We start from the raw sequence: 16,355 nt of genomic DNA, 5'->3' as shown, positions 1-16,355 counted from the left end.
AAAGGGTGAGTGATATGCGTTTTAATCGTGTATTTGTAATCGTACTGGATTCCCTTGGAATCGGGTCCATGGCGGATTCAGCCAGATTTGATGATGCCGGTGCGGATACGCTGGGGCACATCTCGGAAACAGTGGAACATCTGGATATTCCGAATCTGCAGAGATTGGGACTTGCCAATCTCAAGGCCCTTAAGCAGGTTAAGCCGGCAGAACATCCGGAAGGATATTTCATGGCGATGAATGAGGCGAGCAATGGTAAGGATACCATGACCGGTCATTGGGAGATGATGGGCATTCGGACAGATAAGCCATTTATCACATTTACAGAGCATGGCTTTCCCAAGGAACTGATTGACGAACTGGAAAAGCGCTGCGGCAGAAAGATAATCGGCAATAAGGCAGCCAGCGGAACGGAGATTCTGGAGGAGCTGGGTGAACAGGAAGTGAATGAAGGAAAGCTGATTGTCTATACATCAGCGGATTCTGTGCTTCAGATCTGTGGCAATGAGGAAACCATGGGACTTGAGACCTTGTATCATTACTGTGAGATTGCCAGAGAACTGACTATGCGGGATGAGTGGAGAGTTGGCCGTGTTATCGCAAGACCCTATGTGGGCAAAAAGCGCGGCGAATTCAAACGGACAAGTAATCGCCATGATTATGCTTTGAAACCCACCGGACCGACGGCGCTGAATGCCCTGAAGGATGCCGGATATGATGTGATTTCTGTTGGAAAGATTAACGATATCTTTGTGGGAGAAGGGATAACAGAAAGCAATCATTCCGACAGCAGCGTGCATGGCATGCAGCAGACCATCGATATCGCAAAGCGGGATTTCAAGGGACTTTGCTTTACCAATCTGGTAGATTTTGATGCGTTATGGGGACATCGCAGAAATCCAGTGGGATACGGGGAAGAGATCGAAAAATTTGATAAAAAGCTGGGAGAGCTTCTGCCGCTGCTCCGTGAGGACGATCTGCTGATTCTGACGGCGGATCATGGAAATGATCCAACCTACAAGGGAACGGATCATACGAGAGAGCAGGTCCCGTTTATTGCGTATTCACCATCGGATACGGAAAGTGGGAAGCTTGATACCAGTGACACCTTTGCTGTCATCGGTGCGACTATTGCGGACAATTTCGGTGTCAAGATGCCGGAGGGAACCATCGGAACTTCTATTCTGGATCAGATAAAATAAATGACATTGGACTTGAAGTTAAAAACAGAAAGGCGGCGATTATATGGTTGATTATACAGAAGGAACGGGAAAACAGTACCACACAGGAATCGGTCCGGAGGATATCGGTGGATATGTCATCATGCCGGGGGACCCCAAGCGATGCAAGAAGATAGCAGAACATTTTGAGAATCCGGTGTTAGTTGCGGATAATCGTGAATATACCACATATACGGGAACCATCGATGGGGTAAAAGTCAGTGTGACGTCAACCGGTATCGGTGGTCCGTCAGCGGCTATTGCTATCGAGGAGTTATCCAAGTGCGGAGCCCATACTTTTCTGCGTGTAGGCACCTGTGGCGGTATGCAGGAGGACGTACTGGGCGGAGATATCGTAGTTGCAAGCGGAGCTATCCGCATGGAAGGAACCAGCAGAGAGTACGCTCCCATTGAGTACCCGGCTGTTCCCCATGTGGATGTTATGAATGCCATGATCCGTGCAGCGAAGAATCTGAAGTTCCGCTGTCATGCGGGCGTTGTACAGTCGAAGGATTCCTTCTTTGGACAGCATGAGCCGGAGGTGATGCCGGTCAGCTACGAGCTTGAAAATAAGTGGCAGGCGTGGCTTCGGATGGGATGCCTGGCATCGGAGATGGAGTCAGCAGCACTGTTTATCGCAGGCAGCTTCCTTCGGGTGCGTGTAGGTGCCTGCTTTCTGGTTCTGGCTAATCAGGAGCGGGCGAAAAAAGGCCTGTCCAATGAACAGGCCCATGATACAGAGGCAGCAATCCGGACAGCGGTGGAAGCCATCCGTATCTTGATTCAGGAGGATGCGAAGAATGAATAATGAGAGGATAGAAACACTCATCGAGGAAGCATTCGCAGCACGGAAAATGGCCTATACACCCTATTCTCATTTTCAGGTGGGAGCGGCACTGCTGACGGAGGAAGGTAGGATTTACCGTGGCTGCAATATTGAAAATGCGGCCTATACACCGACAAACTGCGCGGAACGCACTGCCTTTTTTAAGGCAGTCAGTGAGGGTGAACGCAGCTTCACAGCGATTGCAGTTGTGGGAGGCCCGGAAGGAGCTTCGGAATTTGACTGGTGTGCGCCCTGTGGCGTGTGTCGTCAGGTAATGAAAGAATTCTGCCATGAGGATGCGTTTCAGATCATTCTGGCACGTTCGGTGAAGGAATATAAGGTCTATACACTGGCGGAGCTTCTGCCGATGGGATTTGGACCGGATAATTTGCAGTAGGAATGCCGATTGCCTCATAAAGCTGGTATGCAGGTGTCAAAGACCCGCGCACTGTAATCTTACAGTTTCATTAATATAACTTAATATATTGGAACACCTTTTGACATTGCAAAAAAAACAGGGTACACTGTATGACAGGCGGGGATGGATTCACCATTTCCGCCTGTATTCAGAAGAAAAAGCGGACGCAGGTCCGATGAAAAATAGAAAAAGTGTGGGGAGTTTGGACGGATGGCTCAGAAAGAGTGGAAACGGGAAGAAATGAAACAGAATCAGGGAAGAACAGAGCAGAACCAGAGAAAAAAGGTTCAGAAAAAGACAGGGTATAGGGCAGTGCTGGCGGCCTCGATGTTTTTGATTGCTGCTTCGGCAGCCCTGTCAGCGTGCCAAAAATCACCGGCGGCTGAGACAACAGCGCAGACACAGGCGGCAGAGGAAACGGAGGGCGCGGTCAGCACGGCGCTCGGAGCGGCGGATCGGGTGCTGGAGGAGAATGGCATGCTGTACCTCAAATACCGCACGGAGATCCGTTCCCTTTCGAAGGAGACAGGCGAGATGAAGACGCTCTGCCAGTTTGACACAGGAGATGAAAACAGCACCTTCTGGGTCTACGGAGGCGGGCTGTATTTTGACCGGATACAGGCGGAGAGTGGCAGCACACAGGGCACGGAGCTTTATGGGCTGTACCGGCTGGATTTGGAGAGTGGTGTGGAAGAGCATTTAGCGGATCTGACGGATCAGCCGTCGGTGCTCTATGCGTCAAAGAACCGCCTGTATGTCAAGGGTTATAACATGAATGTCATTTATACGCTCGATGAGAATGGCAAAACAGCGGGAGAGTTGTCACCGTCAGACACGATCTACGGGGAGATTCCGGCAGGCTGCAGCGAGCTGTTTAATGGGATTCTTCCATATTATACGGAACAGTTTGGGTATATGCCGGTGCAGAATGAAACCTGCCTGGTGATTGCGGATGTGGACGGCAGCCATCCGAGGGAGATTTCGGATATTACGAATACATCGTCGGTGCTGTTTGCGAAGGACGCATTTTTTGCCCTGCTTCGGGATGGCAATGGAAATACGCAGTGTTACCGCTATGAGGTCTCTGACCCGGAGAAACGGACGCTTTTATATGAGACGGCGGAAAATATCAGCCTGGTGCAGTATCAGGACGGATATTTGTACCTGATGGAAAATCAGGCGTCCCAGATCAGCACGGGAAAGTATTCGTTTAAGCGGATTGCGGCGGATGCTAAGGCAGATGCAGCGGCAAATGCCGCCGAGGCGCAGAATGCGCTTTTTACGGTCGAGGAAGAGCCGGGCATGACGAATGATTTTTCTATGTATGGTAATTTTTATGTGACGGGAAATCAGGCATACTGCCAGCAGTTTAAGGATTACGGCGTTTATCTGGGCGAAAAAACGCTGGATGATGCGGCAGGCGGGGAAGTGACGTTGTTAGAGCCGGTTCTGTTCCAGTCTCCGATCCGGGAGCTGGGGCATGTCGAGGCGCAGTCGGAGACGTTAAAGAGTGCGGATGGAAGCCGGGAGCTGGGAAGTGTGTACGCAGAACGGCTGGTATTTGACGGAGAGGGCGATGCGGTCGAGGCGATGAACCAGACGATGCAGGAGCTGCAGGCGTCGGTTCTGTCGGCGGCGCGGACGGATTCCATGAATCTTGATACGGAGATGAGCATCGATACAGCGGAAACGGACGGATCGGAGGAAGAGGTACTTCCGCAGGAGGCGGATGCGGCGCAGCCGATCTATTCGATGGCGCTTACGATCGACGGAGATGACGCGATTACGTATCTGGATGATCATTATGTCTGCGTCCGTGCGGATGGATACGAATATACGGGCGGTGCACACGGAACGCCGTTCCGCCAGTATTTTGTCTTTGACCGGAAAACGGGGGCACGCCTGTCTTTGAGCGATGTGGTTGAGAATCCGGTGGAGGAGCTGCAGGCGAAGGTTGGTGCGGCATTCCGGGAGCTGGCGGAAAAGACAAATTTTGCCTTTGAATCACCGGAGGATCTGGAACATACGGTGGCAGACGGCATCAGCTACGAATCGCCGTTTTATCTGAGCGAGACGGGCGTGGTTTTCTATTATGCGCCGTATGAGATTGCATCGTATGCGGAAGGATTCCCGGAGGTAACAATTCCGTACAGCGAGTTAGAAATGCGGATTGAACTTAGCAAGTAGGAATTTTCTGAACTGCAACAAATGCGGATTGCGCTTAAGTAGAGCTCTTGAAGTTGAGAAAAAAATCGCTTATAATACTCCATAGAAAAATAGTGTCGAACGAATCTGAAAGAATGGCACAGGATGAGGAGGAAGCAGCATGAAGACAGTTGTTAAGGAAAATGCGAACGGCGGCAAAGGACAGGTAGTTGTAAAATACATTCTGGATGACAATGAGTTAAATGCAAAATGTAAGATGTTTGCCGAGGTAACGATCGCACCGGGATGTTCCCTGGGCTATCATGAGCACCACGGCGAGAGCGAGACGTATTATATCATCAAGGGACAGGGCGAGTACGATGACAATGGAACGAAACGTCCGGTTACCGTCGGCGATAAGACCTTCACGCCGGATGGCTGTGGTCATGGTATTGCCAATACCGGAGATGAAGATCTGGTCTTTATGGCATTGATCCAGCTGGATTAAGAGTGAGGAACAAAACAGAAAAAGGTAACTGATCACAGTAACCAAAAAAGGCGCTGGCACGGGAAGTGGTTCGATGTGTCGGCGCTTTTTGCCATATATGTCCGGAAAATGCCTATATGTTTAAGCGGAAAAAATTGGAAATCAAAAAAATAGTGGATCAAAGAAAGAAAAAGGAGGTGTGCCTGCGTGAAACTATTTCATCTTTCTGATCTGCATATCGGGAAAATGTTAAATGGCTATAGCCTGCGCGAGAGCCAGAAGAATGCGTTTTTGCAGATACTTAAATATGCGGAGGAAGAGAAGCCGGATGCGATTCTGATATGCGGGGATATTTATGATAAATCGGTCCCAGCGGGGGAAGCGTATACGCTTTTTGACTGGTTTCTGACCGAGCTATCCGGGCGCTGTCCGGGGACGGAGATCCTGATCATTGCGGGAAATCACGATTCACCGGAGCGGCTGGCGTATGGCGCATCGTTTCTGGCACACCACCGGATCCATATCGCGGCGCTGCCGCCGGCAGATCGGACGGAGTATTTAAAGCAGGTCACACTTACAGATGAGTGGGGACCGGTTCATTTTTATCTGGTACCGTTTATCCGTCCGGGTCATGTGCGCCATTTGTTTGACACCAATGGTTATACCGATGCATTCCAGAAACTCCTGGCGCGGGAAACGATCCGGAAGCAGGAGCGCAATGTGGTTCTGGCGCACCAGTTTTTTGTCTGGAACGGTCAGAATCCGGAAACCTGCGATTCGGAGACGGCGGTGCTGACCTCCGGAGGATTGGATGCGATCGATGCGTCGGTGCTGGAACCGTTTGAATATGCGGCGTTAGGGCATATCCACGGGGCACAGAAGGTAGGGCAGGAGCGGTTTTACTATTGTGGGACGCCGTACAAATATTCGATCAGTGAAGAATACCATCAGAAGGGGATCACGGTGGTGGAACTGGGAGAAAAAGGAAGTGAGCCGCAGATCCGCCGTCTGCCGATTCTCTGCCATCCCGATGTAAAGCGCGTGCGGGGGACACTGGAAGAACTCAAGCTGCTTTCAGATACGATGGAAAAGATGCCGGATGGAAGCGGACGCGCGGACGCGTATGTGAGCGTGGTCTTGACGGACGAAAAAGAAATGTACGATTTCCGGGAACGCCTGGAGGAGTTATTTGCGCATATTTTGGAGATCCGGGTGGACAATGAGAGGACGCGGAAACGACTGGAGGAAGAACCGGAGGAAAAAGGGGCGGTGACGCCGTTTCAGGCATTTGCCTCTTTTTATGAGGCGGTGCGCCACTGCCCGATGACAGAGGAACAGGAGACGATTCTGGCGCGCATGGTGGAAGAGGCAGAGGAGGAGGAACGCGTATGAAACCGAAGCTGCTTACAATGTCGGCGTTTGGCTCTTATGGGGGCGTGACGCAGATTGATTTCGAACGGGCGGGGACGGGATTGTTCCTGATCACGGGCGATACGGGGGCAGGCAAAACGACGATCTTTGACGCGATCTCGTTTGCGCTCTACGGGGCGGCGAGCGGCGTCGGGAGAGAGGGCGCGATGCTTCGCAGCCAGTATGCACCGGAGGACGCGGAGACCTGGGTGGAACTGACGTTTGAGGATAAGGGGCAGGATTATACGATCCGCCGCAGTCCGGCATACACGCGCCTCAGCAAGCGGAAAAATAAGGACGGCGCATACACGGCGACGAGTGTGGCGCCGAAAGCGTCTCTGCTTTTGCCGGATGGAAGTGAGATGTCCGGCCGGATCCGTGAGATCGATGAGAAGATCCGGGCGATCGTGGGCGTGGACCGCGATCAGTTTTCGCAGATCGCGATGATCGCGCAGGGCGAATACATCCGTCTGCTCCATGCATCCTCCAAAGAAAGAAAAGAGATATTTTCGCGCATTTTCCATACCGGGATCTACGGTAGAATCCAGCAGAAGCTGCGGGAGGCAGATCGGACGCTGTATGGAAGGCTGGAGGATAACAAGACCCGGTGCGAGGAAGTCATCCGGCAGGTGACGGTTCCCAGGACGGAGGAGGCGGTAGCTTCGGAGTGGGAAGAAAGATGGCAGTCTTTGAAAGAGCGGTACCGGACAAATGGAGCGGAACTGCTTGCATTTCTGCATCATTTGTCGGAGGAAAGCCGGAGGCTCGAGGAAGAGACGGGGAGACTGGAAGAGAGTGCAATCCAGAAGCTTGCTGCCGGACAGAACCATCTGGAGCTTGTGAAAAAGGAAAAACGGGTACTGGAAGAAAAGAGCCGTTTGGAAGCATTTGGACGGGAGATGGAGGAGAAGCGCCGGGAAGCTGCCGCAGCCTATGAGAGCCGGAAACCGGAGCTGGAGGATCAGATCCGGCGGATGCAGGATGCGCTTCCGCTCTATGCGGAGCAGGAGAAAAAACGGCAGGCATATGAAACTTTGGAACATCAGCGGACGGCTCTGACCCAAAACCTGAAAAAAATGCAGAATCAGCTGGAAACGTGCCGTACACAGGAAGAAATACTTCGAAACCAGGAGCGGGAGGCGGTAGAGGCGCGCGCTGCCCTGGCAGAATGCCGGGGACGGCGGGAGCAGATGGAACGGCGCCAGGCGGTTTTGCAGGAGTTAGGGAAATGCTGTGAAGCGGAGCGGACATGGAGAAAGTCACTGGAAAAACGCCAGGAAAAATTTCAGGCAGCCGCGCGGGCGTACCAGCAGTCAGATCAGTTGTATCAGGACGCGTCCTGCCGCTTTCTGGCGATGCAGGCGGGACTTCTGGCGGCAGAGCTGCAGGAAGGAAAACCGTGCCCGGTCTGTGGCTCGCTGGAACACCCGGCTCCCTGCCGTCTGGAGACAGAGCCGATCCGGGAGGAACAGGTGGAAGCGCTGCGTGCCGGGCGGGATGATGCCGATCAGAAGCAGAGGACAGCCGCTGAGGCGTGCCAGGAGGCGCAGATCTCGCTGGAACATGAGAGCAGACGGCGGATAGAGATCCAGGGAAAACTGTACGGCCAAAATCAGGACAGCCCGGCAGCCCAGTCGGATGTGGATGCTCTGGAGAAGGAGCTACGGCAGATGGCACAGGAAATCCGGCGATGCAGGCAGGCGGAAACACTTATACAGACCGGATTGCCATGGAAGAAACGATCCGGCAGAAACGGGAGGCGAACGGAGCCGAACAGAAGAAGCTGGAAGCTACGCTGGAGCTTAAAAGAAGTGAGGTGCAGCAGGTGGCGATCGAGAGCCAGACGAGACGTAATGAGCTGGAGGAACTCTCGAAGCGGCTGGAGTGGAAAGACAGCCGGACACTCCAGGTGGAGCTTGAGAAGCGCAGCCGGGAGCTGGAAACACTTGCAGAGGCGGTGACAGCGGCTGATAAGAAAGCACAGGAGTGCCGGGAAAAATGCAGGGAGCTGGAGGGAAGCTTATCTTCGCTCCGGGAACATATGGAAGCAGATTCGGAAACAGATCCGGAAGAAAAAATCCAGCAGGCGATCCGGCACTGGGAAGAGGAAAAAACCCGCTGGTCGCGGCTTCACCGGGAACATGTGTCGGTGCGGACGCGCAACGAGGATGCATATGCGGCACTTCGGGTGTATCTGCAGGAACGGGAGCAGCTTGACCGGGAAAAACAGCAGATCAGCGAGCTTTACCAGACGGCGGACGGAAAACTGAGCGGTGCGGCGCGGATCGATTTCCAGACGTATGTACAGCGCCAGTATTTCCGCCAGATGATACAGGCAGCTAACCGCCGCCTGCGCCGGATGACGAAAGGAACCTTTGAACTTCAATGCCGCGGTCTGGCCGATCTGGGAAAACAGGGAGAAGTGGGACTTGACCTGGATGTCTATAGCTTTGTGACTGACCGGGTCCGGGACGTCAAAACGCTGTCCGGTGGAGAATCCTTTCTGGCGGCGCTTGCGATGGCGCTCGGCATGGCGGATGTCATCCAGAATGCGGCAGGCAGCGTGAAGGTGGATGCGATGTTCATTGATGAGGGATTTGGTTCCCTGGATGAGGAATCACGGACGCGGGCGGTTCAGGTGCTGCAGGAGCTGTCCGGAGGAAGACGATTGATCGGCATCATTTCCCACGTGACGGAGCTGAAAGAGGAGATGGGACACAAGCTGGTGGTAAAAAAAGGAAATGGTGGAAGCCAGGTGCATTGGGAGATAGAAGATTAGTAGGACGGCGCAGAGCCGTTGTGTGACGAAAGAAAAGAGGCTATTTACATATGACAATCGTAATTCCAGGAATGGTGACGATATCGCTCTTATCTCTGTTTTACTGCAGTATGCTGCCGGAGACGGGGCGGAAGGCGAGAATGCAGGCATTTGAGCGGCAATACATCGCCCACCGGGGATTTCATGACAACCGGGGTGAATGTCCGGAAAATTCGCTCCCGGCGTTTGAACGCGCGATCCAGATGGGATATGGGATCGAGCTGGATGTACAGCTGACAAAAGACGGGGTTCCGGTCGTATTTCACGACTGGGATCTGAAGCGGGCGGCGGGCGTTGACCGGAAGATACGCGACTGTACCTTTGAAGAGCTGCAAAGCTATCGTTTGTTTGGTTCATCCCAGACGATACCAGCCTTTGAGACAGTGCTTGAGCTGGCGGATGGACGCACACCGCTTATCATCGAGCTGAAAGCGGAGATTGTCCACCGGGAGCTGTGCGAGAAATGTGCGGCGCTTTTAGACCGTTATCCGGGTGAGTACTGCATCGAATCGTTCAGTCCGCTGGCACTCGGATGGTTTAAGCGCCATCGTCCAAATATTTTGCGCGGACAGCTTGCGACCAATCACCGCGGCGAGGGCTTGAAAACACCGGTCATTGTGCGGGAGATGCTTACATACTGTATGCTGAACGGATTTTGCAGACCGGATTTCATTGCGTACAACTGCCAGTTCAGCAACACGCTTCCGGTGGAAATGCTGCGTTATTTCTACAAATGTAAGATGGCGGCATGGACGATTAAAAACCAGGGCGAATTAAACCGGCACCGGAAACAGTTTGATGTTTTTATTTTTGACAGTTTCGAGCCGGATCAATTCGTAAATTTCAACAAAAAACATCCTAAAAGATAGTGAGAAAGTCCTAAATTATGCTGGAAAAGTTGATTTTCTATGAAAATCTGCTATAATGGCTAGGACAATTTAATAATGAGAGATTATTACGAATTCGAGAGGACAAAGATATGAAAAAGAAACAGCTTCTTTCAGGCGTAATGGCACTTTTGTTATCTGCTTCACTCTGTGCATGCGGAGGCAGCAAGACAGCAGAAGGTACCTCAGAAGCAGCTGGCGAGTCCAGCGAAGCAGAGACCAGTAATACTCTTTCAGAAGGAACACCAGTACCAGGCGGCAGCGTTGTGTATGGCATGACGCAGGACCTGGCTAGTCTTGACCCCCATGTAGATACGGACGCAGGAACTAGAGACGTGGTTTTCAATTTGTACGAAGGGCTTGTAAAGCCTACTTCCGATGGCGGATTTATTCCGGCTGTTGCCAGCGATTACACCATTTCCGATGATGCAAAGACTTATACTTTCACATTGAGAGATGGCATCACATTCCATGACGGCACACCGGTTACCATCGAAGATGTCAAATATTCCATCGATCGTTATGCGGAGATCAGGGCGAATCCTCCGCTTTTTCTTCGCTTGTAGATAGTGTAGAGGTGCAGGATGACAAGACACTGGTTGTAAACCTGAAAGAAAGTTATTCAGAGTTTCTTCCGATGATGACAATTGCCATCATTCCGCAGTCCAACGAGGACCCGGCAGGCAATCCGATCGGTACCGGTCCATTCAAATATGTTTCCTACACACCGGGCCAGAACCTGGAGCTGGAAAAATATGACGGCTACTGGCAGGAGGGCGTTCCGAGCCTGGACAGCGTGGAATTTAAATTTATTGCCGATGTGGACACCGCATTTGTAGAGCTGCAGGCTGGCACCATCGACATTCTGAAATATTTAACCGCCGCACAGGCGGAGACACTGGGCGATGAAGATTACAACATCGTACAGGGAAGCATGAACCTCGTCCATGCGATGTACTTAAACAGCGCTTACGAGCCGCTTTCCAAGACAGAGGTGCGTCAGGCACTCTGCTATGCGGTAGACCGCGATGCGATCAACAACTTTATTTTCGGCGGAAAGAGCCACATCATCGGCTCCCATATGATTCCGGCAATGTCGAAATACTATGAGCCGGAAGCAGAGACCGTATACAGCTACGATCCGGAGAAGGCAAAAGAGCTTCTGGCAGATGCCGGATACGCAGATGGCTTTGATCTGGAAATCACCGTTCCGAGCTCATACAGCCAGCACGTAGACAGCGCGCAGATCATCGCGGATGAGCTGTCCCAGGTCGGCATCAATGTGACCTTAAATCAGGTTGAGTGGAGCACTTGGCTGCAGGATGTATACAAGGGAGGCAATTTCCAGGCGACCGTCATCGGTTTTGACGGAACGCTGGCACCGAGCGACTGGCTCAAGAAATATGTGACAGACGATGCGAAGAACTTCATGCATTACTCCAACACTGAGTACGACGATGTATTTAATACAGCATACACAACCGTTGATGACGATGTAAAAGTAGAAAACTACAAGAAGGCGCAGATGATCCTGGCAGAGGATGCGGCAGCCGTTTACATCGAAGATCCGGCGAACCTCGTAGCAGTCAGCAAGAAGTTTGGCGGCTACACCTTCTACCCGACGGCAGCAGAGGATATGTCCCTGTTATATCAGGTAGAGCAGTAAAATATACAGTTACAATCCAGCAAATTCCTGTTGCTACCACGTTTTCTTACGGCACTTTCGGTTCCAAAAGTGCCTGCCCGTGAACAGTAACCAGGAAATAACAACAGAATAAGAAGCGGTAAACGCAGGAGGGAATTATGAAATTCTTTATAAAAAAACTGATAACTCTCATTATCACATTGTTGGTCATATCCTTCCTGACGTTTACCGCTTTTTCTGTGATTCCGGGCGATGCGGCACTTTCCAGGCTGGGAAAGGACGCGACGGAAGAGCAGTTAGAGCGGGCGCGGGATGAGATGGGATTAAATGATCCACTTCTGGAGCGGTATGGAAGATGGGTGACCGATGCGATGCAGGGGGATTTCGGGGAGTCCTACCGGTATGAGGGAACCTCAGTCCGCTCCCTTCTGGCACAGCGGCTTCCGGTCACGGTGCTTCTGGCAGTCATTTCCCTGCTCATCATCACGGTGATTTCAGTTCCGCTCGGAATCCTGAGTGCCCGGTTTGCCGGGAAATGGGTCGATACGCTGACGAACTGCCTGACGCAGATTCTGATGGCGGTGCCGTCATTCTTTCTCGGCATGATCCTGACCTACGTGTTTGGACTGATTCTTCATATGTTCCAGCCGGGTAAATTTATCGAACCGTCGGAAAATTTCGGAAAGTCTGCACAGTACCTTTTATTTCCGGCGCTCGCGGTGGCGCTGCCGAAGATTGCGATGGTGGTGAAATTCCTGCGAAGCTCGATTCTGACCGAGATGAACCGGGAATACGTGCGGACTGCCTACAGCCGCGGCAATACGGAAACAGCGGTATTGTACGGGCATGTGCTGAAAAATGCGATGATTCCGGTTGTGACGTTCTTTGCGATGGTAATCGCGGAGATCCTTGCCGGCAGCATCGTGGCGGAGCAGGTGTTCAGCGTGCCGGGAATCGGAAGACTTCTTATCAGCTCGATCTCCAACCGCGATTATCCAGTTGTGCAGGCGATCGTGCTGTATATCACATCGGTGGTCGTACTTATCAATTTTGCGGTTGATATGATTTATCAGGTTTTGGATCCGAGAGTCCGGACGGCGGAAGAATAGAGGGAAGACGAATGAAACGAAAGAATTATAATCTGATGATAGGGGGCGCGATCACGCTGTTCTTTCTGGCAGTTGCCCTGATCGGACAGTTCTGGACGCCGTATGGAACGACGACGATGGACTCCATGGCAGTCAATCTGGCGCCGTGTGCAGCACACCCGCTGGGAACGGATAACTTCGGGCGCGATATTTTGAGCCGTGTGATGGCGGGAAGCGGCAGCACCTTTTTTGTGGCAGTCTGCACGGTTCTGATCGGGTGTGTGTTTGGCACGATCGTCGGTGCGCTGACCGGCTATTTCGGCGGCTTTTTCGATAACCTGATCATGCGTTTCAATGATATCCTTTTATCGTTTCCGAGCATTCTTCTGGCGCTTATCTTCATCAGCCTGACGAAGCCGGGAGCTACAACATCATTCTGGCGCTGGGAATCCTTTTTATCCCGAGTTTTGCCCGGATCGTCCGCAGTGAGGTGATACGGTGCCGGGAACTGGATTTTGTCAAGAGTGCGCGGATCCTTGGCGCAGGGCATATCCGGATTATTTTCGCCCATATTCTGCCGAATGCGGCGGTCAGCCTTTTGACGGCGGCGGCGATCGGATTTAACAATGCGGTGCTGGCGGAGGCGAGTATGAGTTATCTGGGACTGGGAATCCAGCCGCCGGAGCCGAGTCTCGGGAGAATGCTTTACGAAGCGCAGTCGTACCTGTTCAATGCGCCGTGGTACGCGATCGGACCGGGCGTGACGATCATCCTGATTATTCTGGGATTCAGCATGGTGAGCGAGGGGCTGCGCTCGATGCAGCAGTAAGGAGGCGAAAAGATGGAACCATTGGTTGAAATAAAAAATCTGTCGATCCGTTTTCCAGAAGGAAATTCGACCTTTGAGGCAGTCAAGGGCATCAGCTTTTCGATCGGAAAAGGCGAGATCGTCGGAGTAGTCGGCGAGTCAGGGTCAGGAAAATCCATGAGTGCGCTTGCACTGATGGGGCTGCTTCCGAAGGACGCCGAGATTGCCTCCGGATCGCTCTGTTTTCAGGGAGAAGATCTGGTGACCATGAAACCGGAAAAGCGGAGACAGCTATGCGGCAGCAAAATGGCGATGGTCTTTCAGGAGCCGATGACCTCCTTAAATCCGGTATTGAAAATCGAACGGCAGGTCGGGGAAAGCCTGCGGATCCATACGAAACTCGGAAATGCTGAGATCCATGAACGGGTGGTGCAGGCACTCTCAGAAGTCGGTCTGCCGGACCCGGAGGGGCTGTGCGGTAAATACCCGCATGAGCTTTCCGGCGGCATGCGCCAGCGTGTGATGATCGCGCAGGCGATGATCAATTCTCCGAGTCTTCTGATTGCGGATGAACCGACGACAGCGTTAGACTGTGTCGTTCAGGCACAGATCCTGGAGCTTCTGCGGAATATCCACCGGACCAAGGGAACGTCGATTCTCTTTATTTCCCATGATCTGAATGTTGTGCGTGCGCTCTGCAGCCGTGTGATCGTGGTTTATAAGGGCGAGATCGTGGAAGAAGGGCAGACGGAAGACGTCCTTCTGCATCCGAAGCATGAATATACGCGCCATCTGGTGGCGTCGATTCCGGAGGGAGAAAAAGGGGAAAGCTCCGGCGGGGAGATCCTGCGCCTGACGGATTTGAACGTATTTTACGATGTGCGTGGCGGTCTGTTCCGTAAAAAAGGAAAAAAACACGTAATTCACGATCTGAACCTGTCGGCAAGAGAGGGAGAGATTGTGGGGATCGTGGGCGAGAGCGGCTGCGGCAAATCGACGCTCAGCAAGACGATCCTAGGACTTCACGACAATTATACGGGTGAGGTGAAAGTGCGTGACGGCGTCCGTCCGCAGATGGTATTTCAGGATCCGGCGGGATCGCTCAACCCGGCGCGGACGATCGGATGGATTCTGGAAGAACCGCTGCGCCTGCGCGGCATCAGGGACCGCACAGAGCGCAGGCAGCTTGTGAAGGAAATGCTTGAAAATGTCGGACTGGACGAGTCCTTTGCGGCGCGCCATCCGAGAGAGCTTTCTGGCGGTCAGAAACAGCGCATCAGCATCGGCGTGGCACTTCTCATGGATCCGCGCCTGGTGATCGCGGATGAGCCTGTTTCGGCGCTTGATGTGACGGTCCAGTCCCAGATTTTGAACCTGATTTTGAAGCTGCATGCCGAAAAGCAGATGACCATCCTCTTTATTTCCCACGATCTGAACGTCGTGCGCGGGCTCTGCAGCCGTGTCATGGTCATTTACAAGGGTGTGATTGTGGAAGAGGGTCTGGCAGAAGAGATCTATGAGCATCCGGCGCACCCGTACACGAAACTTCTGCTGGAAGCGGCGATCGGCGGGGATACAATGGAACTGGATGCGGAGGCAGGAAAGCAGAGTGCGGAGAAGTGTATCTTTTATGAGCGCTGTCCGAAGAGAAGAGAGGCGTGTGCCCATGTGCCGCTGTCACCGGAGGCAGTACAACTTTCAAGGACACACTGGGCGCGGTGTATTCAGATAGAAGCATAATCTGATAAGCTGAAATAGAGAAAAACGAAATAGCAGCCGAAAAAAGACAGACGGTTCAGACTATGCCAGGGAAAGCGGCATGGCTTGAATCGTCTGTCAATGTTTTTTCCTGCGGTGGGAAATCAAAGTGCGCGGCTGCTCACTGGAAGAATCCTGCTGCCCCTGCTGTGCCTCACCGGAAAGCTGCAGCGGCTCCCGGCGGTGCCGGAGTGAATGGTAAAAAAGCCAGATCAGATCCACCAGGGCGATCAGAAACGCACATCCGGCTAATAGATGAAATACCTCATGCGTCAGAGCGGGATACGGCAGAGCGGATATGATATAAGGAGAAGTCATGTTCCGCAGGGAGCTCACCGTCCAGGAGAGACTGTCCGCCATCGTCTGGAGAAGCGATTCATAGGTATCCTCGTTCAGGCGGATCAAACGCCCGTTTAATGAAAGTGCTTTGCGTTCGGGCGGCTCTGGATAGCCGGAAGACGGATCGAGCAGATAGAAATGGCAGGTTCCATTTTCCAGAGAGTAATAATAATATCCGGTCTCTTTTTTTCCATCGTAGGCAGCGCACCCTGTATAATATAAGGAAGGAGCGTTCACCGAGACATAGGGCTGAGCCGGGTTATAAAAATCTTCAAACTTGCACTGGCTGTTTATCGGCCGCGGGGAGTGTGAATTTTCCCCGGCATTCTGCCACAGGAGCAGGATGGATGCGATCAGCACCAGCGCCGGAAGCCACATCTGCCGACGGTAAAAACGGCGGCTTTTGATGGGGGAATGTTTTTGTTTTTCAGTCAAATTTTTCATACGCTCTAGTATAGTCAGTTCTGCGTGGAACGTCAAGAGTTAGTGTATACGACAAAATCCTG

General features: G+C 52.5%; 16 protein-coding genes. 15 read left to right on the top strand and 1 reads right to left on the bottom strand.

The annotated features are described in order from the left end of the window. Positions 1-14 precede the first annotated feature (14 nt). The 15 genes from DWX76_RS07290 (at position 15) to DWX76_RS07230 (ending at position 15,492) form a co-directional block, all read left to right on the top strand. Positions 15-1,202: a phosphopentomutase gene (locus DWX76_RS07290; protein ID WP_118570397.1), complete on the top strand. Its 1,188-nt coding sequence runs from the start codon at positions 15-17 to the stop codon at positions 1,200-1,202. A 43-nt stretch (positions 1,203-1,245) separates the two neighbouring features. Further along, positions 1,246-2,028 (top strand): uridine phosphorylase, encoded by a 783-nt coding sequence (gene udp, locus DWX76_RS07285; protein ID WP_022359925.1) that lies wholly within the window; start codon positions 1,246-1,248, stop codon positions 2,026-2,028. Beyond that, positions 2,021-2,443, top strand: a complete 423-nt coding sequence (gene cdd, locus DWX76_RS07280; protein WP_118570396.1) for a cytidine deaminase — start codon at positions 2,021-2,023, stop codon at positions 2,441-2,443. Before udp ends, cdd begins: the two co-directional genes overlap by 8 nt. A 231-nt stretch (positions 2,444-2,674) precedes the next feature. Beyond that, the gene (locus DWX76_RS07275) at positions 2,675-4,651 is read left to right on the top strand and encodes an RsiV family protein (protein WP_118570395.1); all 1,977 of its coding nucleotides are present in this window, start codon (positions 2,675-2,677) and stop codon (positions 4,649-4,651) included. A gap of 139 nt (positions 4,652-4,790) precedes the next feature. After that, positions 4,791-5,117 (top strand): cupin domain-containing protein, encoded by a 327-nt coding sequence (locus DWX76_RS07270; protein ID WP_107000176.1) that lies wholly within the window; start codon positions 4,791-4,793, stop codon positions 5,115-5,117. A gap of 186 nt (positions 5,118-5,303) precedes the next feature. After that, positions 5,304-6,488, top strand: coding sequence for an exonuclease SbcCD subunit D (locus DWX76_RS07265; protein WP_118570394.1), 1,185 nt, complete (start codon positions 5,304-5,306; stop codon positions 6,486-6,488). Beyond that, entirely contained in the window at positions 6,485-8,467 is a 1,983-nt protein-coding gene (locus tag DWX76_RS14350; RefSeq protein ID WP_118570393.1) for an AAA family ATPase, read from the top strand. The genes DWX76_RS07265 and DWX76_RS14350 overlap by 4 nt, the downstream gene beginning before the upstream one ends. Before the next feature lie 80 nt (positions 8,468-8,547). Next, entirely contained in the window at positions 8,548-9,285 is a 738-nt protein-coding gene (locus DWX76_RS15030; protein WP_412694018.1) for an SbcC/MukB-like Walker B domain-containing protein, read from the top strand. Between the two features lie 50 nt (positions 9,286-9,335). Further along, positions 9,336-10,193, top strand: a complete 858-nt coding sequence (locus DWX76_RS07250; protein ID WP_118522124.1) for a glycerophosphodiester phosphodiesterase family protein — start codon at positions 9,336-9,338, stop codon at positions 10,191-10,193. Between the two features lie 110 nt (positions 10,194-10,303). After that, on the top strand, positions 10,304-10,777 hold the full coding sequence (locus tag DWX76_RS15025) for an ABC transporter substrate-binding protein (RefSeq protein WP_412694016.1): 474 nt from the start codon (positions 10,304-10,306) through the stop codon (positions 10,775-10,777). Positions 10,778-10,788: 11 nt separating this feature from the next. Continuing rightward, positions 10,789-11,877, top strand: coding sequence for an ABC transporter substrate-binding protein (locus DWX76_RS07245; RefSeq protein ID WP_412694015.1), 1,089 nt, complete (start codon positions 10,789-10,791; stop codon positions 11,875-11,877). Between the two features lie 137 nt (positions 11,878-12,014). Continuing rightward, positions 12,015-12,965, top strand: a complete 951-nt coding sequence (locus DWX76_RS07240; protein WP_022359791.1) for an ABC transporter permease — start codon at positions 12,015-12,017, stop codon at positions 12,963-12,965. 11 nt (positions 12,966-12,976) lie between these two features. Further along, a complete protein-coding gene (locus DWX76_RS15020; RefSeq protein ID WP_412694014.1) occupies positions 12,977-13,438 on the top strand; it encodes a hypothetical protein in 462 nt (153 codons plus the stop codon). Further along, on the top strand, positions 13,435-13,773 hold the full coding sequence (locus DWX76_RS15015) for an ABC transporter permease subunit (RefSeq protein WP_412694013.1): 339 nt from the start codon (positions 13,435-13,437) through the stop codon (positions 13,771-13,773). Before DWX76_RS15020 ends, DWX76_RS15015 begins: the two co-directional genes overlap by 4 nt. A 12-nt stretch (positions 13,774-13,785) precedes the next feature. Further along, positions 13,786-15,492 (top strand): ABC transporter ATP-binding protein, encoded by a 1,707-nt coding sequence (locus DWX76_RS07230; RefSeq protein ID WP_118570391.1) that lies wholly within the window; start codon positions 13,786-13,788, stop codon positions 15,490-15,492. Positions 15,493-15,588: 96 nt separating this feature from the next. On the opposite strand, the gene DWX76_RS07225 is transcribed toward DWX76_RS07230, so the two are convergent. After that, positions 15,589-16,284 (bottom strand): hypothetical protein, encoded by a 696-nt coding sequence (locus DWX76_RS07225; protein WP_147352089.1) that lies wholly within the window; start codon positions 16,282-16,284, stop codon positions 15,589-15,591. Between the last annotated feature and the right edge of the window lie 71 nt (positions 16,285-16,355).

It is taken from the genome of Clostridium sp. AF21-20LB (assembly GCF_003478795.1).
Classification (GTDB): Bacteria; Bacillota; Clostridia; order Lachnospirales; family Lachnospiraceae; genus Otoolea; species Otoolea fessa.
Note: the sequence above shows the minus strand (reverse complement) of the source record. Positions and strands in the feature narration are given on the sequence as shown.